General features: G+C 68.9%; 17 protein-coding genes and 2 pseudogenes. 4 read left to right on the top strand and 15 right to left on the bottom strand.

Annotated elements, in window-relative coordinates; genetic code table 11:
- Nucleotides 1–76 precede the first annotated feature (76 nt).
- The 3 genes and pseudogenes from ABJK40_RS05825 to ABJK40_RS05835 all read left to right on the top strand — a co-directional run bounded on the left by ABJK40_RS05825 (nt 77) and on the right by ABJK40_RS05835 (nt 5,626).
- Nucleotides 77–1,728, top strand: a pseudogene (locus ABJK40_RS05825) (hypothetical protein).
- Between the two features lie 137 nt (nt 1,729–1,865).
- Nucleotides 1,866–2,264, top strand: coding sequence for a hypothetical protein (locus ABJK40_RS05830; protein WP_348510194.1), 399 nt, complete (start codon nt 1,866–1,868; stop codon nt 2,262–2,264).
- Nucleotides 2,265–2,314: 50 nt separating this feature from the next.
- Nucleotides 2,315–5,626, top strand: a complete 3,312-nt coding sequence (locus tag ABJK40_RS05835) for a M36 family metallopeptidase (protein WP_348481956.1) — start codon at nt 2,315–2,317, stop codon at nt 5,624–5,626.
- A gap of 34 nt (nt 5,627–5,660) precedes the next feature.
- Here the strand turns inward: ABJK40_RS05835 and ABJK40_RS05840 are convergent, their stop codons facing one another.
- The 15 genes and pseudogenes from ABJK40_RS05840 to ABJK40_RS05910 all read right to left on the bottom strand — a co-directional run bounded on the left by ABJK40_RS05840 (nt 5,661) and on the right by ABJK40_RS05910 (nt 20,071).
- Nucleotides 5,661–6,410: a type 1 glutamine amidotransferase domain-containing protein gene (locus ABJK40_RS05840; protein WP_348510202.1), complete on the bottom strand. Its 750-nt coding sequence runs from the start codon at nt 6,408–6,410 to the stop codon at nt 5,661–5,663.
- Between the two features lie 60 nt (nt 6,411–6,470).
- Nucleotides 6,471–8,234 (bottom strand): annotated as a pseudogene (locus tag ABJK40_RS05845) (sulfatase-like hydrolase/transferase); the annotation flags it as partial.
- Nucleotides 8,231–8,683 (bottom strand): SRPBCC family protein, encoded by a 453-nt coding sequence (locus tag ABJK40_RS05850; RefSeq protein ID WP_348481954.1) that lies wholly within the window; start codon nt 8,681–8,683, stop codon nt 8,231–8,233. The gene ABJK40_RS05850 and the pseudogene ABJK40_RS05845, both read right to left, overlap by 4 nt.
- Nucleotide 8,684: 1 nt before the next feature.
- Entirely contained in the window at nt 8,685–9,605 is a 921-nt protein-coding gene (locus ABJK40_RS05855; RefSeq protein ID WP_348481952.1) for a haloalkane dehalogenase, read from the bottom strand.
- A gap of 14 nt (nt 9,606–9,619) precedes the next feature.
- Nucleotides 9,620–10,117 (bottom strand): DUF1330 domain-containing protein, encoded by a 498-nt coding sequence (locus tag ABJK40_RS05860; RefSeq protein WP_348481950.1) that lies wholly within the window; start codon nt 10,115–10,117, stop codon nt 9,620–9,622.
- A gap of 115 nt (nt 10,118–10,232) precedes the next feature.
- Nucleotides 10,233–11,096: an MBL fold metallo-hydrolase gene (locus tag ABJK40_RS05865; RefSeq protein ID WP_348481949.1), complete on the bottom strand. Its 864-nt coding sequence runs from the start codon at nt 11,094–11,096 to the stop codon at nt 10,233–10,235.
- Nucleotides 11,097–11,145: 49 nt separating this feature from the next.
- Complete coding sequence (locus ABJK40_RS05870) at nt 11,146–13,422, bottom strand: arylsulfatase (protein ID WP_348481947.1); 2,277 nt, start codon at nt 13,420–13,422, stop codon at nt 11,146–11,148.
- Entirely contained in the window at nt 13,419–14,063 is a 645-nt protein-coding gene (locus tag ABJK40_RS05875) for a hypothetical protein (RefSeq protein WP_348510195.1), read from the bottom strand. Before ABJK40_RS05875 ends, ABJK40_RS05870 begins: the two co-directional genes overlap by 4 nt.
- Nucleotides 14,064–14,125: 62 nt before the next feature.
- Nucleotides 14,126–14,698 carry a hypothetical protein gene (locus tag ABJK40_RS05880; protein ID WP_348480081.1) on the bottom strand — a complete coding sequence of 191 codons (573 nt, stop codon included), beginning with the start codon at nt 14,696–14,698 and terminating at the stop codon, nt 14,126–14,128.
- Nucleotides 14,695–15,987: a DUF58 domain-containing protein gene (locus ABJK40_RS05885; protein ID WP_348480080.1), complete on the bottom strand. Its 1,293-nt coding sequence runs from the start codon at nt 15,985–15,987 to the stop codon at nt 14,695–14,697. The genes ABJK40_RS05880 and ABJK40_RS05885 overlap by 4 nt, the downstream gene beginning before the upstream one ends.
- Nucleotides 15,988–15,989: 2 nt before the next feature.
- Nucleotides 15,990–17,036, bottom strand: a complete 1,047-nt coding sequence (locus tag ABJK40_RS05890) for a MoxR family ATPase (protein WP_348480079.1) — start codon at nt 17,034–17,036, stop codon at nt 15,990–15,992.
- 58 nt (nt 17,037–17,094) lie between these two features.
- Nucleotides 17,095–17,613 (bottom strand): hypothetical protein, encoded by a 519-nt coding sequence (locus ABJK40_RS05895; RefSeq protein ID WP_348480078.1) that lies wholly within the window; start codon nt 17,611–17,613, stop codon nt 17,095–17,097.
- Nucleotides 17,610–18,347, bottom strand: a complete 738-nt coding sequence (locus ABJK40_RS05900; RefSeq protein WP_348480077.1) for a DUF4129 domain-containing protein — start codon at nt 18,345–18,347, stop codon at nt 17,610–17,612. Before ABJK40_RS05900 ends, ABJK40_RS05895 begins: the two co-directional genes overlap by 4 nt.
- Nucleotides 18,348–18,465: 118 nt before the next feature.
- Nucleotides 18,466–19,032 carry a hypothetical protein gene (locus ABJK40_RS05905; RefSeq protein WP_348480076.1) on the bottom strand — a complete coding sequence of 189 codons (567 nt, stop codon included), beginning with the start codon at nt 19,030–19,032 and terminating at the stop codon, nt 18,466–18,468.
- A gap of 181 nt (nt 19,033–19,213) precedes the next feature.
- Nucleotides 19,214–20,071, bottom strand: a complete 858-nt coding sequence (locus tag ABJK40_RS05910; protein WP_348480075.1) for a fumarylacetoacetate hydrolase family protein — start codon at nt 20,069–20,071, stop codon at nt 19,214–19,216.
- Between the two features lie 63 nt (nt 20,072–20,134).
- Between ABJK40_RS05910 and ABJK40_RS05915 the strand changes: the two genes are divergently transcribed.
- Complete coding sequence (locus tag ABJK40_RS05915) at nt 20,135–21,193, top strand: 2OG-Fe(II) oxygenase family protein (RefSeq protein ID WP_348480073.1); 1,059 nt, start codon at nt 20,135–20,137, stop codon at nt 21,191–21,193.
- Nucleotides 21,194–21,220 lie beyond the last annotated feature (27 nt).

A 21,220-nucleotide genomic window follows, 5' to 3' on the forward strand; every position in this document is an offset into this window, starting at 1 on the left:
CGATGCCACGCGACTGCGCACGTCGCTCGCGGAGTTCCGGAGCGGTCTGTCCCGTCTCGAAGCCTCGTTCGCCCGGATGACTCATGCTGCACAACGTGCCGGGGCGCACCTCGGAACCGGCGCCCGCGACACGGCCGAGTGGGTCGGGCGTGAAACCGGAACGTCCACCCACAGGAACCGCATCGCCGCCGAACTCGGCGAGGCGATGTCGAAGTCGACGGAGTTGGCCGATGCGGTCACCTCCGGTCGGATCTCGAACGACAAGGCTGCGGCAGCAGTCGGTGCCGCCGACGGGATCGTGCTCGACGCGGCCATCATCGACGAGATCTCCGAACTCCCGCTGAACTCGGTTCGCCCTGCAGCGGAGAACTGGCGGGCACGCAACGACGCCGCGAACGAGGCGAGCCGTGCCGAGCGGCAACGTGCCCGACGAGTCCTGCATCTGACCGGGCAGGCCGACGGCATGACGAGGATCGACGGGCTGCTGGAACCCGACTCCGCATGATCGTGCGGACCACGCTCGACGCGATCATGAACGAGTCGGCCTTCGACGACTCGGGCCGTCGACGGGATCAACGCTGTGCCGACGCGCTCGTGCAACTCGCCAAGGCGGCCTCGAATGGCGCCATCCACGGCGGACGGTCGAATGCGAAGGCGCTGGTCACCGTCCCGTTCGAGACGATCGTCGAGCGTGGAGCGGCGCGCGGCGTCACGCACGCCGGGCCCACGGTCGATGCAGACGCCGTTCGCCAGATGGCGTGCGATGCCGGGATCCACCGGGTCGTCGTCGGTCCCGGGTCGTCGATCCTCGACTTCGGGCGGGAGAACCGACTCGTGTCCGAGAACCTGTTCCTCGCGCTGGTCGCACGCGACCGACACGGCCGCTGGCCCGGCTGCGCCATTCGAGCAACCTGGTGCGACGCGCACCACGTCACCGAGTGGGGTCACGAGGGTCGAACCAACGAGTCCACGTGTGCGCTGCTCTGCCACCACCACCACTCGCTCACCCACCAACCCGGTTGGACGGTCGACGGCAATGGCCACGAGTTCACGATTCGCCATCCGGACGGCAGCGTCGAGGTCAGCCGCCCTCCCCGGTCACCGGGGGATCACCAGGCTGCCGTCTCCCAGGGTTCCGGATGCCGCGGCCACATCACGGGCCCCGAGCCGCCGAGACGTGTCGATCCACTCCGAGTCGACACGGATCGGCCGAGAGCCGGGGAGGTCGGGCGCCCCGACGCCCGCCGGTGCTGGAGCGGGCGCTGGGGTTGGGTCTCGAGTTGCTCGCTCTCGTGCCGCTGCCGGGGCCCGGGTCGGAGCCAAGGCCGCGACCGGGACCGGGACCGGGACGCATGCCGGAGCTGGGGCAGTGGCCAGAGCTGGTCAGTTGAGCTTCGTCTGACATCGTCGTCAGTGGCAATGGCAATGGGCAATGGCCAATGGCAACGGCAATGGACATCGGCTGATCGGATCGGTCACACTCTCCACGTGCCGGGGGCCAGCGGGTTCGAGTGGGAGATGAGGAAGTCCGGTGACGTCGTCGTGCGTCATCACGGGACCGTCGCCACGACGCTGCGGGGGCGTCGGGCGCGCGACTTCGTCGAGGAGGTCGACGCCGGCGACGAGCGAGACGCTCAGGAACTCATGGCGCGACTCACCGGCAACTACAAGCGCGGCAACGAACGCGCCGCTCGTCAGCATCCGCGCAACAGCGGGCGATCGGGATGACGACATTCCTCCTCGGCGCCGACGATCCGGGGGTCGACAGCACCGGAGGCGCGGAGTAGGTTCGCAGTCGCCGTCCCATCTGGTGACGGCATCACGGGGGGCGCGGCGTGTCTGCGCGGGCACGAAGCGGGAGAAGAATGTCGAATGACCACGATGTGGCGACGGTCGTGTTCTCACGATCCATCCGAGGAGGGATCGCCGGTCTGACCCGGTCATCGTGCGAGTTGCGCGGGGACGGTGAGTGCACGATCGTCGAGACCGACGCAGCCGCGACGACCCGCCTCACCCTCGACCAGGTCGAGCTCGCGACAGCGATCTGCCACGCCTCGGGACTCACCGATCTCCCGTCGCAGATCGAGGGGCCGCGTACACGCAGTGACGGCTACACATCGACCTACGCCGTCGGTGATCACCGGAGTTCGATGTTCGACGTCGCCCGCGCCGGTGACGCGGTTCCCTCCGCATTCCACGTGATCGATGCACTGGTCGACGCACTGTCGACCCTCGCACGCACGGACGACGGAGTCGAGTCGTGATCGGGGGGCGACGTCGTCGCCGGCCGGTCTGCGTCGCTGTCGCCGCGACGATGGCACTGCTCGTCGCCGCATGCACGGGTGGGAGCGACTCCGGCCTGCCCGAGCGATCCGACGACACCGAGGACACCCGAGTCGACGACGTCGACGAGGTCGACGACGCCGACGACTCCGTGCCCGACGCCGAGGACGGCACGACGACCGACCCGCAGGCACCTGCGTCGACCGATGAGGCCGACGCCGCTGCGGCCGACTGGCTCTCGGGCGACTCCGGACTCGACGCGACGGTCGTCGCGCAGTTGCAGCCGGAGCGCACCGTGCCGTCCGGCCCCGTCACGCACGTCACGTTCGCCCAGTTCATCGACGGTCGGCGCGTGCTGTCGTCGGAGATCACCGTCCACGTGATGGACGACGGCACGGTCCAGGGTGCGAGCGAGGCGCTCACCATGGCCACACCGTCGGGGGCGGCCGTGACGACCGACGAGGCGGCGGCCTCGCTCACCGCGAGCAAGGCGGTCGACGGCACCGTCGAAGGCGAGCCGACGGTCGAGCCGATCTGGTCACAGGTCGGCGATGCCCTCACCCCTGCGTGGCTCGTCTCGGTGTCCACCCGCAACCCCATCGGCAGCTGGCAGATCGTCGTCGACGCATCGAACGGCGTGGTCATCGCGACGAACCGAGCGGGACGCACGGCCCACGGTCGGTCCGGAGCGGTACCGAGCAAGATCGGCGGTTCGCTGCCCGTCGTCGCGGCTGCGCAGACCGACGACGCGTGCACCCTCCCCGCCGCCCCGAGCGCGTGCGTGTTCCTGAACCCGTTCGCCGCCGCCGGCGGCCCGGTCGACCCGGGCGACGCCAACGACTACCTCACGGGCGTCTCGCTCGAGGGGCTCGGGACGACGGAACAACTCTCGGGCCAGTACGTCGACGTCGCCTTCCCGGGTTCGCCGCTCGTCCCCGATTCCGAGGCCGACGGCACCTGGGCCGGAGGAGTCGGTTCGCGCAACTTCGAGGCGGCGATGTCGTACTACTGGCTCGACCGGACCCAGCGACTGATGCAGCGGCTCGGATTCTCGATTCGCGCCGATCAGCCGACCGAGGTCGTCCCGGTGTTCCCCGAGGAGGTCGACAATGCGTTCTTCGACGCGATCGACAACCGCATCTTCATGGGCGTCGGCTCCGACGGGATCAACGCCGCTCAGGATGCGACCGTGCTGGTCCACGAGTACGGCCACGCGGTCCTCGACGCCCAGGTCGGCACCGACACGCACTTCTCGTCCGAGGAACTCGCCGCCTACAGCGAAGGCTTCGGAGACCTGCTCGCCGGGCTGTCGCTGATCGAGTTCCGCGCCGGAGACCCCGCCTGCATCAGCGGATGGTTCGGGTTGCGCAACGACTGTTTCCGGCGACTCGACACCGATCGGGTGTTCCCCCAGGACCTCACCCGCGAGGTCCACGACGACGGCGAACTGTTCGCCGGTGCGGTGTGGGACATCTTCGAAGGGTTGCTCGCGAAGGACGGTCTGACGACGGCGGACTGCTTCGGCACCGACGCGTGCGCTCCGGCGACCGACCGCCTGCTGAGCGTCATCCTCTCGTCGCACTTCTACCTCGTGAACGGCGCCGACTTCTTCGACATCTCGAGTGCGTACCTGCAGGCGAACGAGGCAGGATTCGCCGACGCCGACCGGGCGATCTTCGAGGCCGGTTTCGCCGCCCACGGACTGCTCGGCGACAGCGGCACGTCCATGGACCCCACCGGGCAGACCACCGAGACGCCGAGCGGGTCGGTGTCCGTGTCGGTGGACATCGCGCACGACTACCGCGGTGACCTCGCGGTCTCGGTCGGTGTGGTCGACGCGTCGTACGAGCCGCTGTGCGACGAGATCGTGCTGGCCGAGGCGGATCCGGAGGACGGTGAGGACAACCTGTTCGGCGTCATCGACGTGAGCGATTCACCGTGCGCCCAGTTCGTTCCGCCGAGCCCCGACCAACTCTGGTACCTGTACGTCGTCGACGAACTCGACGCCGACGAGGGTGAGATCCTCGAGTTCCAGGTGCTCGTCGGCGACGATCCGTATCCCGCCGGTGGTCTCCCGCTGGTCATCCCCGACGGCGATCCCGACGGCGTGTTCGCGCTCGCCTCCGGTGACGGCTCGGTCGTCCAGGAGGAGGATCAGGCAGCCCCGGGTCCCCCGGTCGACGGTCAACCGTTCTTCACGCTCGACATCACCCACACCTACAACGGCGACCTGTCGGTGCGTGGCGGCGTGGTCGACATCGACGGAGACATCATCTGCTCGGTGCCGATCCAGAACCCCGATCCGTCCGACGGTTCGGGCGGCGTCGCCGGCTCGGTCGACATGGGACAGTGCGCATCCTTCTACCCGCCGACGGCTGACCAGCCGTGGTTCCTCCAGGTCATCGACACCGCGGTGGAGGACGTGGGGACGGTCGACCAGTTCTCGTTGACCGGACCCGACGGCGCCGTGTTCGAGTTCGCCGACGTCCCCGCCGAGATCCCCGACGACGACGTCGACGGTGTCGCCCTGCTGCTCACCGACAGCGGCGGATCGAACGGCACGGCGGGCGGCAGCGGACAGACATCGTCCGTCGAACTCCCCGCGGTGAGCGTGGGGGTCACGCACACCTTCGCCGGCGACCTGGCGGTGACCGCCGGCGTCGCCGACGCCGACCTGAACGTGCTCTGCGAGGTCGTGGTGCGTACCGCCGATCCCCAGGACTCGTCCGCCGACCTCGCCACCGACGTGTCGCTCTCGGAGTGCGCCCAGTTCTACCCGCCCACGCCGGATCAGCAGTGGTACCTGTTCGTGCGGGACACGCTCGCCGACGACGTCGGAACGGTCACGAAGTTCACACTGACCGGCCCCGACGGCCAGGTCTTCGACTCGCCCGACGTCGGAACCGACATTCCCGACGCCGACCAGGACGGGCTCGCCCTGTTCCTCTCCGGCGCCGAGTCGATGTCGGCAGGTGGCGGCGGCGCGACGGTCTCGTACGTCATCGACCACTCCTACGCGGGCGACCTCTACGTCGAGGTGGGCGTGGTCGACGCCGCCGGCACCTTCCTGTGCGGGCTCGTGGTCCGAGAGCCGGACCCCGACGACGATTCGGTCGACCTGTCAGGTCAGGCCGACCTGAGCGAGTGCGCTGCGTTCTACCCGCCGTCGCCCGATCAGGTCTGGTACATCAGCGCGACCGACAGTGCGGACTTCGACGAAGGGACCATCTCGGCGTTCGTCATCGGCGGACCGGACGGGGTGGTACGCGACGCCGGCGACCTGTTGCCGGTGATCATCCCGGACAACGACCCGGTCGGTGTCAGCGTCAGCTTCGACAGCTGACGCCGGCACCCGAGCGAGGCATCCGCGAGCTCGGTCAGGACCCCGTCGTCGATCGTTCGACGATCAGTTGCATCATTTCGCGTGCGACCATCGGACCGGCGTTCTGGTTCTGGCCGGTCACGAGGTTGCCGTCGACGACCCAGTGGTTCGCCAGCGGATCGCGGAACCGGGTCTCGCTCTCGAACAGCGCTCCCACGCTGCGCAACTCACGCTCCGGGTGGTGCGGCGTCGCGTCGATGCCGAGTTCCCTCACCTGCTTGTCGGTGACGGCGGAGATCCTGCGCCCCTCGACGAGCGGTGAGCCGTCTGCGGCCGTGGCGTTGAGCAGTCCCAGCGGGCCGTGGCACACGCCGCCCAGGACCACGCCGGCGGCGTTGGCCTCGGTCATCTTCCGGCCCAACGACTGCGAGAACCCGAAGTCGAACGCCGCTCCCCAACCGCCGGCGAGGAAGACGATGTCGTAGTCGGCCATGTCGAGGTCGCCGATCGCCTTCGAGTCGCTGACCTGTGCGCGGAACTCCTCGTCGGCCAGGAATCGATCGTCCTCGGGCGTCCGGATCACGGGCTTCAGTGACATCGGATCGACGGCGACCATCCCACCGGCGGGGCTGGCGACGTCGACCTCCATCCCCGCGTCGAGGAAGGCGTAGTACGGCACCGTCATCTCGCTCGCGAACACTCCGGTCGGCTTCGCGATCTCCAGCCAGGCGACGTTCGTCGCGACGATCAGCGCCCGCCTCCCCGTGAGCTCGAACGTGGTGGCGTCGGGATCGTCGGGATGCATCCCGACCTTTCGCAGCACTCTGCGGAGCAGACGAGCGGGTGGGGGTGGTTGCTTCACGGGTGCTCCTGCTGTCGGGACGCGTGGCGCGTACGGCCACGGTTCGTTTCGCTCCGGAACGAGCCGAGCACGTTCCTCCGTCAACGCATGGCGCATCGCTGCGAACACGTCCGATGACTCGGGGTCGTTCCAACGGTTGTGCGCTTCGATCGGGTCGCCGTCGAGGTCGTACAGCTCCCACTGGTCGGGCAGCGGAGCCTTTCGGTACTGGTCGGCCGCCGGCCCACCGCTGGCGGCGAGGTGGCGCACACCCGGCTCGGTCCAGGTGGCGGGGTCGTCGAACACGCGGACGATCTTCCACAGCGTGCCGTCGATGCGGTGCACGAGGCCCTCGAAGTTGGCCGCGACGTGGGCGGGGGTGTTGATGCGCAGCGGAACCGGCGGCTTCGTGATCCGACCGAGACGTCGAGCGATGCCCGATGCACCGCTGTCACCTTCGAGCATGTTGTCGTTCGTCATCATGTAGACCGGGCGATCGACGTCTGCGCTCGCCGGGTCGTCGACGACCGACATGAGATCGGTGCCGGGCAGCGGGTGGACCTCGCTGAACTCGGCGCGCAGCGCCGCTGCGGCTGTGGCCTGGTCGATCCCCGCTGCGGCGAGCAGTGTCGGGATGATGTCGACGTGCGACGTCGGGGCGTCGGCCACGATCGCGCCGGTCGTCGCTCGATCTCCGACCCGAGCGATCGAGAACGGCACGCGGGCCGCCTCGTCGTACAGGTTGAACCACTTCTGGTGGAGCCCGCCGTGGGCGCCGAGCAGATCGCCGTGATCGGAGGTCCGCACGATGACCGTGTCGGTGACCTGATCGGCGGCGCGATCGGTGATCGCCCGTCGGACCCGGTCGAGCGGTGCGTCGACCTCGGCATGGAGGCGGTGGTAGAGGTCGCGGTACTGCTGCGCCTTCCTCTCGTACGTGCCGAGCACGGCGCGCACCGGGCCGTATCCCGACGGGTAGGTGTCGCGATAGGCGATCTGGGCGGCGGGCTTCGTGGCCAGGTCCTCGTGCTGGGTGGGCGCTTCGGGGACGTGCGGCGGGTCGACCGGCGACGGCGTGATCGGGTTGCCACGCCGCGCCCACGCGGGGAACAGCACGATGTCGTGGGGGTTCACGAAGCTCACGACGAGCAGGAAGGGCGTCAGCGCTGCGGCGTCGCCGGCCGCACGGCGGGCGTAGCGGTCCTCCAACCAGGCGACGACGCGGTCGGCGATGAGCGGGTCACGACGCACACCTGCATCGCGCAACAGGCCACCGTGTGGCTCGGGGCCGACCCAGCCCGAGAATCCGTACGGGTCGAGGACGTCGGCACGCCGGTACCGCTCCACTCCGTCGGTCAGGATGTTGCCATCGTCGTCGTTCGAGTCGACACGTGTGCCGTCGGCATCGTGCAGGTCGGCGTGGCTGAGGTGCCACTTGCCGTCGTAGTGGGTGTCGTAGCCGGCCGAGCGGAACCAGTGGCCGAGCGTGGGCACCTCGCCCTCGCGGAGCCAGCGCATCCGCGAGTCGTCGGCCATCTTGCCGAGGCCGTCGGTCTGGGTGACGCCGTGGACCGCGGGGTACTGGCCCGTGAAGATCGTCGGACGACTCGGCACGCACGCGAGCGAGCCCGTGTAGTGACGGCGGAAGTTCACGCCGTTCGCCTCGAACCACTGCGCGCCGGGGAGCGCGTCGCGCCGCCAGTCCGCCACGGCGTCGGATTCGTACGGCGGGGCGGCTCGTTCCTCGTCGGTCATGATGATCACGACGTCGGGCCGGTCGGTGGTCATGCGGCGACCTGCTGTCGCTGTTCGAGGTGTCGCGTCAGCCCGGCGATCATCTGGTCGGAGGCTGACGCGAAGCGCTTTCCCACCAGCCGGGCGACGATCTGTTGCGGTGGCCGGGGGCCCGCGTCGACCTCCGTGGTGAGCGTGACGCGGGTGGCGTCAGCGTCGGCTTCGAGTCGCCACGTGTTCACCACCGACCGGATCACCGGTGGGAGCCCGGTGATCGAGTACGACAGCATCGAATCCGCCTCCCACTCCCGGACCGTCTCGACGATGGTCGACCGGTCGGTCTGGATCCGTCGAGTCGTGCCGACGCCCTCGACCTGCTCGCTGAGGAGGCACGAGTGATCCACGTTCGGCGCCCACGCACTGATCGCACCGAAGTCGGACAACACCGACCAGACGTCACGCCGTGTCGCTTCGATGGTCGCACGTCGCTCGACGGTTGCCATCTCAGCCTCGGGCGATCGCGTCGAGGATGATCTGCGCGAGTTGCGGCGCTGCGTCCTCCTGGAGGAAGTGGTGCGCGTTCTCGACGGTCGTGTGAGGCTGGCCGTGTGCGCCGGGTACGAGCTGAAGGAACGGCTTGTCGCCACCCGCGGTGACCGGGTCGCTGTCGCTGAAGCAGCAGATCAGCGGCTTGTCCCACGTCTGGAACACCTCCCACGCGGCCCGGTTGGCCGCAGCAGCGGGATCCTCGGGCGACGTCGGGACGAGGGTCGGGAAGATGCGTGCGCCCGCCTTGTACGTGTCGTCGGGGAACGGCGCGTCGTAGGCGGCCACTTCCGCGTCGCTCAGGTCGGTGATCGTTGCGCTGTTCAGGAGGAACCCGATGTCGAACACCTCGGTGGTCTGGCTGAACTTCTGCCAGGCCAGGAAGGCATCGCTCGGCGCATGATCACCGGTGGGGAGACCCGTGTTCCCGATGACGACGCGGGCGAAGCGATCCGGGTTCTCCGCCACGAGGCGCAAACCCACCAGGCCACCCCAGTCCTGCCCGAAGAACGTGGCGTCACGGATGTCCAGGTGGTCGATGATCGCCTCCTGCATCCAGGCGACGTGGCGGGCGTAGGTGTAGTCGCTCTGCTCGGTCGGTTTGTCGCTCCTGCCGAAACCGACGAGGTCGGGTGCGATCACCCGCGCGCCGCCCGCCACGAGCAGCGGGATCATCTTGCGGTACAGGTAGCTCCACGACGGTTCGCCGTGCATCGCGAGCACGATCGGCCCGTGGGCGGGCCCTTCGTCGAGGTAGTGGACGCGCAGCGAGCCGTTCGGTCGGGTGGCGTCCTGATCGCCGACGTCGACGTAGTTCGGTGCGAACGGGTAGCCGTCCAGGTCGGCGAATCGTTCGTCGGGGGTGCGCAGAGTTCTCATGGTGCAGATCCTGTTCAGGCGGGGACGAAGAGTCCGGTCGTCTCGATGTTGAGCTGGCCGGCGAGGCCGGCGGTGCGGTGAGGAGCGATCTCGGCATAGGCGGTCGACATGGACATGGCGACGAGCGCCGCACGGTTCGGGTACTCGACGACGGCGACCTGGTCCCACAGGTCGTCGGCCTGGCCGAGCATCAGCCAGCTCACGACTCCCGAGAAGACCAGGCGTCCGCCGTGTTCGACGACCAGCGGGACGACACCGGCACCGTAGAGACCGTATGCCGCTGCCCCGGTGAGGTCGGTCTCGCGACCGTCCTCGTACTCGGCGTGCTCCTTGAACTTGAGCAGGTTGACCATGTAGATCGGCCCGTCGGGTCCGGGCTCGGCGAAGCCGGCGAGTTGCGCCGGATCGGTCGGGGTGACTTCGTTGACGATCTTCATCTCGTGCATCGGTGCTCTCCTGCGTTGTCGAAGTCGGCTCGCACGGGCGATGCCGATCCACACGGTGTCAGACACCGAATGGTTCGAATGGTTGTCGGTCGGTGTGTCGATCGGTGTCTGACACCGTGTGGATCAACGTGTGGATCGACGCCGTGTGGTCGGGTCGGGCGCGAGGCGCCAGCGGGCGGTGTCATGACGGTTCGACGACGATCCGGTGGAGGTCGTCGCCCAGTTCGATCACGCCGTCGAAGTGGGCCGCGCCGAGCGCTCGCCACTCGTCTTCGGTGCCGCCCATCGGCATCGGCGGCACGTAGTGGGTGTAGATCAACGTGCGCACCCCGGCCCGTGCCGCGGTCCGTGCGGCTTCCTCGGGCGACGAGTGGTAGTCGAGCGTGTCCTGCATCCGCTGCAGCGGCACGTTGGCGATGACGTCCTTGCGGATCACCGTGTGGACGAGTGCGTCGGCACCCTCGCACAGCGCGTCGAGGCCGGCGCACGGCACGGTGTCACCCGCGGCGACGACCGACACACCTCCGACGTCGAACCGGTAGCCGACACTCGGTTCGACCGGCTTGTGATCGGTCTGGCCGCACGTGATCCCCACCACGCCACCCTGACCGTCGGGCAGTGCGACCGGACCCGTCTCCACTTCGATCACCGTCACCGGCGGTCGATGATCCAGGTCCTCGTGGTGGGCGAGCCGGTACTCGATGTCGGGGTCGAGGGAGGCCAGGATGTGGTCGACGACCTGCTGCGTGCCGACCGGACCGACGATCGTCAGCGGCGTCTCGGTGAACGTCATCACCCAACGGGTGGTGATCACGTCGTTCAGATCCGTGATGTGATCGCTGTGGAGATGGGTGATCAGGACGGCGGTCAGGTTCGGCGCACCGAGGCCGACGGCGGCGAGGCGCATCAGCACACCACGACCGGCATCGACGAGGTAGTGCTCGGCGTCGACGCCTTCGCCTGCCGAGATCAACGTCGCCGGACCGGCCCGGTCAGGCGACGGCATCGGCGAACCCGTGCCGAGCAACGTGACGACCAGACTCATGTCGTGCTCCGGAGGACGACGCGGGCGTCGGGGATCGAAGTGCGGGTGGTCATTGGCGGCTCATCTCTGCTGCGGCTTCGGCATCGCGGGCGTCGGCGTCCTGGCGGCTGAGGAGTTGGATCTCGACCTCGTGCAGTGTCCCTTCGAACGGGAACGGCGCCGCGTACCGCATCGACACCGCCGACCCGTGGTCGTACGCCACGCTGGGCCCGACCGAGGACATCATCCGCATGAACCGAGGCAGGTCGACCCGCCCGGCCGCTGCGCCGTTGACGGTGAGCGCCATCTCTCCGGCCATCCCACCGCGCCGGCGGAGGTGCACGACGAGCGTGGCGTCTCCTGCCGGCACCTCCACCTCGGATTCGAGCACGGTGTGTTCGTCGAACGCGTTGTAGTCGACGACGAGGCGGTCGTTCTGCACGAAGATCGACAGGCCCGAGTTCTCGGTGCCGGTGGCGTAGATCACGCCGCCGTCGCCCGTCGAACGGGTCACCCGCGCCGTCAGGTCGAAGGATCGTCCGCCGATCGCGGCCGACGCCTGACCCGGCATCGGCGACATCGGTGGCCGGTAGACGTAGCGCATGTCGGCGGGGTGCGGTGAGTTGTCTCGGAACCGCGCACCGAACAGTTCGATCAGACGCTCGTCGAGTGGGAGCACCCCGTGGCGCTCCGCTTCGCTCCACCACAGGTCGACGAGTTCGGCCAGCTTGTCGGGCTCCACGGCTGCGAGGTCGTTGCACTCCGACCAGTCGTCGCCGAGCCGGTAGAGCTCCCACGGCTCGGTGTCGTAGTCGGCACCCGGCGTGTGCTTGCACACCGCCTTCCACGCGACGCCGTCGTCGTCGATCTGGGCGAGTGCCCGGCTCCCACTCATCTCGAAGTACTGCAGACGGTTCGCAGCCGGCGCATCGGCATCGGCGAGCAGGGTCGCGAACGAGTGCCCGGTGACCGGCATCTGTTCGACGCCGTGGTACGAGTCGGGAGGCGTGATGCCGATCAGCTCGTAGATCGTGGGCACGATGTCGGACACGTTCACGAACTGGTGTCGTAGACCGTGCTGCTCCTGTGCAATGTGGCGTGGCGCGTGCACGATCATCGGCACGTGGACGCCGCCTTCGTGGGTGTTCTGCTTGTACCACTTGAACGGTGCGTTGCCGCACTGCGCCCACCCCCACGGGTAGTTGGTGTGGCTGTGGGGGCCGCCGATGTCGTCGAGTTGGTCGATCATCGCGTCGCCGTCGTCGAAGATCCCGTTGAAGAACTTCATCTCGTGCATCACCCCGAACGGCCCACCCTCCTGGGAGGCGCCGTTGTCGGCGAGCACGACGAAGATCGTGTCGTCCAGCTCACCGAGGTGTTCGAGCCCGGCGACGAGACGGCCGATCTGGTCGTCGGTGTGATCGAGGAACCCGGCGAACGCCTCCTGCAACCGGGCGGCGACCTTGCGTTGGTTCTCGGGGAGCGAGTCCCACGGCTCGACGCCCGGGTTGCGTGGCGCCAGTTCGGTGCCCTCGGGGATCACGCCGAGTTCGATCTGGCGCTCGTACCAGCGCCGGCGCACGACGTCCCAACCTTCGTCGTACCTGCCGCGGTACTTGTCGACGTAGGCCGCGGGCGCCTGGTGCGGAGCGTGCGTGGCACCGAACGGGACGTACGCGAAGAACGGCCGATCGGGGCGAACACCCTTGCTGTCGCTGACCATCTTCAGCAACTGGTCGACGATGTCCTCGCTGACGTGGTAGCCGTCGTCGGGACCCGCAGGAGGTTCGACGGGATGGTTGTCGGCGACGAGGTCGGGGTGGAACTGATCCGTCTCGCCTTCGAGGAAGCCGTAGAAGCGGTCGAAGCCGCGGGCGAGCGGCCACTGGTCGAACGGACCTGCTGCCGAACACTGTTCCATCGGCGCGAGGTGCCACTTGCCCACACAGAAGGTCGCGTAGCCCTGCGACTTGAGCACCTCGGCAACGGTGGCCGCGTGGTCGCTGATGTGGCCGAGTTGGTTGGGGTAACCGGTGCGGAAGTTCGCCACGGTCCGCATCCCGACCGCGTGCTGCGAGCGGCCGGTGAGCAGCGACGCACGGGTCGGCGAACACAACGGGGTGACGTGGAAGTTGGTGAACTGCGCGCCGCCCGCGGCCAGTGCGTCGATGTTGGGCGTGTCGATGTCGGACCCGTAGCAACCGAACTGGGCGAAGCCCGTGTCGTCGAGCAGCACGATCACCACGTTGGGTGCGCCGGTACCAGGATGCGGCGGCTCGTCGAACCAGGCCTCGGAGTCGGCGAGCGTCCGACCGATCGTTCCTTCGAATCGTGATGGTCTCGTCATGTGGACACTCCTTCGTCGGGGACGCCGTCACACCAGTCGGCGACCAGTGCAGCGAGTGATCGGCGCCAGATCGCGCCGATCTGGCGGCTGGTGCGGCCGTGTGCCGCCGACAGGACGTCGAATGCTTCGGGAGCGGTGAGTGCGTCGACGGCCGCGACGAGATTCGCTGCGGCCACGGGAGTCAGCTGTCGGGTCTCGTCGCTCAGGCAGCGCTGCACCTGGTCGGCCAAGCGGGTGCGCTGCAGTCCGACCCGAGCGGCGTTGGATTCGTGGTCGAGGGCACGCTGACGGGCGAAGCGCAGCACGGATGCGGTTGCCTCGTAGAGCTCGAGGCGCGCCCGGACCAGGCGGTCGATGCGATCGAGGCGCGTGGGGTCATCGGTGAACTCGGTAGCGACCAGGTGCGCGTAGTCGTGCTCGTACCGCTCGAACGCGGCCTGACGCATGTCGTCGAGCCCGTCGAACATCCGGAAGATCGACGAGACCGACACGCCGGAACATTCGGCCACATCCTCTGCGCTCGGCGGCACCTTGCCGTGCTGGATCAACGCGAAGACCGCGTCGATCACGGCGGCTCGGCTCCGGTCACGACGTGCGCGTCGCCCGTCGACGACGTCGACGGGAGTTCGCTCGGGAGCCACGAGCGCCAGCGTAGATCACCGTCACATACAATTGCGATTCCGACTCGCAATATCTTCGGGAGTCACCTCAGAGGTGAACGCACGCTGCGCGCACGGATCGCCGTGGCGGTCGCGGCGACGATCAGCAGTGCGAGTCCGGTGAGCGCGCCGTTGCCGGGGAGATCGCGACGTTCCAACACCACGACCACGATCCACATCGCAACGGTCGACGCTGCGACCACGGCGGTCCGCTCGGTCCATCGAGCGATCGTCGCCCCGGGGATCGAGCCGCTGGTCGGAACCACGGCGGTCAGGGCGAGCAGTGCGTGGAACACGAGCATGCAGCAGGCCGCCACCGGCAACCACGGCGTGCCCACGTCGTCGACGCGCGCCAGCCACTGCCAGATCACGAGTCCGACCACCACCAGTCCGGTGTGGTCGTCGGGTCGAGCGGCCGACACGATCGCCGATGCGATCACCACGACCAGACCCGGCAGCCACCACCCGCCACTCGCGACCGATGCGGCGGCGAACGCGGTCGTCGCGGTCGCGACGGCGCCGATCCCCAGCACCCAGCGCTGACGGCTCACCGCCAGGAGTTCGTCGACCGCCCGCTGCATGGTGCCGGCCTGCAACGGGTCGCGCGCACGGCTCATCGACGAGCCATCCTCGGCGCCGACGCGCGGCGCGCGACCTCACGCAGGAACGGGTCGAGGCTGCCCGGGCCGTCCCAGCCCAGGACGGGAATCCCGACCCGTTGGACCGCTCGCATCTCGACACGGCGTTCGAGCAACCGGATCCGCCAGGCCAACCCGGTGGACGGATCGTCGCTCACGTGGACGTCGCCGGGCAACGTGTCGATCACGGCGACGGTCAACCCGTGGCTGGCCAGCGAGATCGCCCAGTCGAGCGCGGTCGACGACACCAGAGGCGACAGCATGATCGCCAACGCGTCGCCGCGGACCATGTCGCCGCGTGGCGCGCCGCGCTGCAACGGTCGGTAGGTCGGAGGTTCGATCGATGCGAGTGCGTCGAGGATGCGTCGCAGGTGGGCCCGGCCGCTCGCAGGGGCGACACTCGCCGGGACGCGCGATCCGAAGACGCGCAGCGAGACACGATCACCGCGCAGCAGGAAGTGTTCGGCGATCGCTCCGGCGGCGCGCACGCTCGTGTCGATGCTCGACGCCGCACCGTCGATGCCGCCGGAGTCGCCGAAGTCCGCTTGGGCATCGACGAACAGAGCGACGTGGGTGTCCTGGTCGGCGTAGGTGGCCGTGACGTGGAGCTCGCCGCTGCGCAACGATCGCCGCCAGTTGATCCGTCGGAGCCGGTCACCCGACTGGAAGGGTCGCAGTCCGGCGAACTCCGTTCCGTCGCCGGGTCGGGCCGACCGTGTGAGCCCCACCAGGCCGTTCGAGTGATGCGACGACGGTGCAGCGTCGAACACCGCCGGGAGCGGGAGCGTCACGACGCGGTGTCCGACGTCGCGCGCGGTCCAGCGGAACGCTCCCCACGTGCTGACGCACGCCACCCGGATCGGACCCAGGTCGTGTCGACCCCAGCGGATCGATCGCATCGGGATCGCGACGGACGCAATGACCGTCGAGACGTCGCGGACCGCGACACCCGATCGGGGCCGGGGTTCGAGCCAGTTGCGCAGCGGGGCGACGCCGACGACGTGGTCGACGCCTCCGGCATCGGTCAGCTGCCCCGTCCAGGTGGTGGCCTCGCCCTCGCGCACGGTCGGCGGACCGACCCGGCCGACCAGCGACGGGTCACGGGCGGGGCGCGTCGCCGTGGACCACACGGCGACGATCGCGAACGGCGTCGCCAACACCAGCAGCGTGGGGCTCCGGAACAGCAGGGCCCCGGCAACGGCGACCACACCCACCACCACGGCACGCAGGTGAGCCGGGCCTGCCTGCCACGGTGTCGTCGACGACACGGTCACGACCCGGTGCGCTCCTCACGGTCGCCGAGCCCGCCCGTTCCGAGTGACCCCGGTACGTGGGATCCTGGTTCGAGGGAGCCCGGTTCGAGCGCTCCCGGCACCGGCGTCGACCCCAGCACGGCGTCGACCACCGTGGCTCCGCTGACCTTGCTCATCCACAACTCCGGCTTCACTGCGATGCGATGGGCGAGCACCGTCGGCGCCACGGCCTTGACGTCCTCGGGTGTCACGAAGTCGCGCCCTGCGATCACCGCGAAGGATCGGGCGACGAGCATCAGCGCGAGCGAACCACGTGGTGACGAACCCATCAGCACGTGCTGGTGGGAGCGCGTCGCCGCCGCCAGCGCGACGCAGTAGCGGCCGACGCTCTCGTCGACGGTGACGCGCTCGATCGCCGCCTGCATCGCGAGCAGCGTCGCCGAGTCGATCACCGGGCGCAGCGTCTGCTCCTCGCGACGCCGATCGAGGCGGCGATGCAGCACGTCCCACTCCTCGTCGGGAGTCGGATAGCCGAAGCTGACCTGCAACATGAACCGGTCGAGTTGCGCCTCGGGGAGCGGGTAGGTGCCCTCGTACTCGACGGGGTTGGCGGTCGCCAGGACGTGGAACGGCGCATCGAGTTCGAAGGTCTCCCCCTCGACCGTGACCTGTCGTTCCTGCATGGCTTCGAGCAACGCCGCCTGCGTCTTGGGTGGTGTCCGGTTGATCTCGTCGGCGAGCAGCAACCCCGTGAACAACGGACCCTTGCGGAACGAGAACTCGTTCTCCCGTTGGTCGAAGATGAACGAGCCGGTGAGATCGGCGGGCAGCAGGTCGGGCGTGAACTGGGCTCGAGCGAAGTCCAGGCCGAGGGTCTGCGCGAAGGACCGCGCCGCCAGGGTCTTGCCCAGGCCGGGGAAGTCCTCGAGCAGGACGTGACCTCCGGCGAGGATGCCGCTGAGCACCATCACGAGCGCGCGGCGTTTGCCGATCACGGCGGTTTCGACCTCGTCGAGGATGTCGGCGGCGAGTCCGGAGACCTGGGGGAGTTGGAGTTCTGTCACGTGGTCGGCTTTCGGTGGCGGGGGGTGGCGAGAGGGGGGAAGGGTGTGGCCGTGTGGGTCAGAGGGCTTCGATCAGGCCCACGGTGTGGGCCAGTGAGCGCGGTCGGGTCATCGAGACGCGGGCCGACGGATCGAGGACGAACCGGGTCAACTCCTCGCCGAGGACGTTCGCAGCCGCATCGGGGTCGAGGACGCGATCGATGCCGTGCTCGGCGAGCAGATGGTCGTCGATCACGGCGAGGAGGCTGACGACGATCTCGTCGGAGGGCGGGTCCCGAGGGTCGGCACGCCGATCAGCGACGGTCGTTCGACGCGAGCGCGCCGTGCCACGGACCCGAGCGCGCAGTTGAGCCACGCGACGATCCGACTGCGGCGTGGCGTCGGTCTCGGTGAGGGTTCGCCACACGATCGGGGTGGCGTCGACTCCGAGGTCGGTGAACAGCAGCCAGGTCGCTGCTCCGAGCAGCATGATGCAGCCGACCAGCACGAGCCGAGGTTCCATCCCGATGCGAACCATCACGACGACGACGATCGCGCCCAGGGCGAGGCAGGCGGCCCACTTCCAGTGCGTCGTCAACGCACCGCTCCGTCGCGGGCCGACGAGTCGTCGTCGGTCTGGTCGCGAGAACGGCGCGATGCGAGAGCTCGGTGGAGTCCGTCGAGAGCATCGACCGCTGCATCCCGCGACGCCTCGCCGAGCTCGTGCTGCGAGAAGCGAGCCTCGCGGTAGAGGTTGCCGAGACGGTGGATCGCATCGGAGTCGACCGTGTAGCGGCTCAACACGCGCTCGGTGAAGTCGGCCGATGTGTCGGACGGGTCGCGAACCAGGCCGGCGTCGGCGACGTCTCGTTCGAGTTGGAGCCAGCACCGGACGATCGCATTGCGCGGCGCGCCGGTGAGCAGCGCGGCGCGTCGACTCTCCGCTTCGTCGATGATCGCAGCGGCGATGTCGGGAAGGACGTCGAAGTCGGCCTGTTGGCGCCGGCGGCCGCGGACGCTGAACCGGGGTCGCCGCTGGACGGCCCACGCCACGAGCGCGACCGCTCCGGCCAGCACGACACCCATCGCCACCACGCGCACGATCGCTTCGACCCAGCCCGGCAGTTCGACCGGTTCCACCTCCGACTGTTCGAGCGGGAGCGTCTCGTCGGGCCGTTCGGGGACCTCGATCTCGATCGGGTCACGCTCGGGCAGCGACGGATCCCACGTCGGTTCACGCCAGAGGTCGACACCTCCCGACGTGGCGACGGCTGCGAACAGGACACCGACCAGCACCGCTGCGATCACGCTCCACGCGCGGTGACGGCTCATCGTTCGACCATACGTGATCCGGGCCGCCCGGGACCCTGCGACGACGTCGGAAACGACGGTGCCGCCGAACCTCTCGACAGCGCTCCGCGACCGGACGCCGACGGACTCGGCGGGCGCGTCAGACGGCGGTGAGCCGGGTCCTGCGACGCGGGAGGGTCCAGGCGGCGTGGGTCGAGAGGTAGGTGCCGTCGACGGTGAGCGCCGTGACGTCGGTGATGGTGACCCAGAGCGCCTGGATGCGGGTCCAACTCCCCGGAGCGACGAAGTGCGGGTCGACCACGGAGTCGGATCTGCACAGGCGCCCGTGCGCGAGGTCGATGGTCCAGTGGGAGTCGCGGGTCGCGAGTCGCACGTAGCCCGCACTCGGGATCGCGACCGGCCCGCCGGGTCCGGTGACGCATCTCGCCGTCGCAGCGCTGAGCGGTCGGCGTGCGATCAGTTCGCCACTCGCCGTGTCGGGGTCGAGGTCGATCATGACCGTCGAACCGGAGGTGACCGCCGACGCCGCCGCGACGACGATCACCTCGGTCGTCTCGAGATCCAGGTGTGCAGGCGGACAGATGACCAGCTGGTCGTCGAACATCGACACCATCACGTCCGGCTCGCCGGAGCGGTGCCCGACGGGCGACTCGCGAGCGGCGTCGGTGTCGTGATCAGCTTCGAGAACCGGGAAGACTTGCAACATCATCACACCTCCTCAGGTCCCAAGAGATCGTGTCGGACGCAGATGACGAGTTCGCGACGAAGACATGGCGAATGTGCGCGTTCTGTGCGCGTCGAATCGGTCAGTCGAGACGTCACTTGGACGATCCTCGGACCAGCCGGGCCGGTCGGTCAGCCGGTCGGTCCGTCGCCTGGCCGACCGGTCAGTCGGTCATCGTCGTCGTGATCGAACCGAGTCCTTCGATGGTCGTGACGACCACGTCGCCCGGCGACAGGAAGTGCTGCGGCTCTCGCGCCATGCCCACGCCCGACGGAGTTCCGGTGAAGATCAGGTCGCCGGGACCCAAGGGCACGATCGACGACAACGACTCGATCAGTTGCGGAACGGGGAAGATGAGGTCGCCCGTGCGCGATGCCTGCATCGTCTCGCCGTTCAACGTGCAGCCGATCGCGAGATCGTCCGGGTCGTCGACCTCGTCGGGGGTGGTCAGCCACGGGCCGGTCGGACCGAATCCGGGGAACGACTTGCCCAGCGAGAACTGCGCCGACGGCGGCCGCTTCTGCACCACCCGCTCGGACAGGTCCTGGCCGACCATGAGCCCGGCCACGTGGGCCCAGGCGTCGGCCGCCTCCGCGCGGTGCGCCCGGGAGCCGATCACCACGACCAGTTCGGCCTCCCAGTCGACCGATCCGCTCGGCAGGCTCACCCGTGCGTCGGGGCCGACGATGCAGCTCGGGAACTTGGTGAACGTCAGGGGGAAGTCGGGCAGTCCCATCCCCGACTCGGCCGCGTGCTCGAGGTAGTTCAGCCCGACGCCGAACACCTGGCGGGGTTCGGGAACCGGGGCCGCCAGGTCGGCGTCGTCGAACGGCGTGGAGTCGAGCCCGGCGAGGTCGGTCCCCGACACCCACTCACGGAATGCGGCCCAGTCGTCGTAGATCGCCCGCATCGTCGGTCCGAAGGCCGCATCGGACGCGCGGTGGACGTCGACGGCTCCGGATCCGGCGTGTCCGCTCTCGACGACGATCGAGGCCCGTCCGGCCAGGTTGGCGAGTCGCATGTGGAGACCCCTTTCGTTCCGACCGAGCATCGCACGGCGTCGACTCGGGCAGGGAATCGTCCGGTGCCGTCGGACCGGTCGGCGACGACGCCGTCCCTGCGCACCGTCGAGGACTACTTTCCAGGTGTGCCCACGCCGTCCGTCCCGGTGATCGACCTCGGTGGCCGGCCCGGGTCGGGCCCGTCAACCGACGTGGTGCGCCAGGTCGCCGACGCTGCGGAGCGGTTCGGGTTCTTCCAGGTCGTGGGCCACGGAATCGGAGCCGAGTGGATCGACGAGGTGTGGTCGGCCACGGCGGCGTTCTTCGAGCAGCCGATGGCCGAGAAGCGCCGGATCATGCGAACCGACGCGAACAGTCGCGGGTACTACGACCGCGAACTCACCAAGAACGTCCGCGACCACAAGGAGGTGCTCGATGTCGCGCAGACCGCACACCCCGACCTGCCCGACGACCATCCGAGCAACATCCACGTCGTCGACGGGGTCAACCAGTGGCCCGACCTCGTCGGCTTCCGCTCCACGATGGTCCGCCACATGCGAGCCTGCAACGACGTGGCGCTCTGGCTCCTGGCCGCCTTCTGTGAAGGGCTCGGCGAACACGCCGATCATCTGCACCGCGAGTTCGGACCCGGCCACACCAGCTTCCTGCGCCTCAACCACTATCCCGTCGACGACCTGCTGACGCCCGACGAGTCGTCGGCCGTCGCGGGTCTCGGCGACATGGCTCTCCAGCACCACACCGACTCCGGTGCGCTGACCGTGCTCCTGCAGGACGAGGTGGGTGGCCTGCAGGTGGCGCTCGACGACGGCTGGATCGACGTCGAACCGATCCCCGGTGCGCTCGTGGTGAACACCGGCGACATGATGCAGGTGTGGTCCAACGACCGCTACCGGGCGGCGATGCACCGCGTGCTGCCACGCTCGGGCGTCGAGCGATCGTCGCTCCCCTACTTCTTCAACCCGTCGTATTCGACCGTCTACTCGCCGCTGCCCGGGTCGATCGCGCCCGGCGACACGGCCCACTATCGGCCCATCAACTGGGGTGACTTCCGCCGGGCCCGCGCCGACGGCGACTACGCCGACATCGGCACCGAGATCCAGATCTCCCACTTCGCTGTCTGAACCACCGACCCGAAGCGACCGCGGGTT

It is taken from the genome of Ilumatobacter sp. (genome assembly GCF_039969435.1).
GTDB lineage: Bacteria > Actinomycetota > Acidimicrobiia > Acidimicrobiales > Ilumatobacteraceae > Ilumatobacter_A.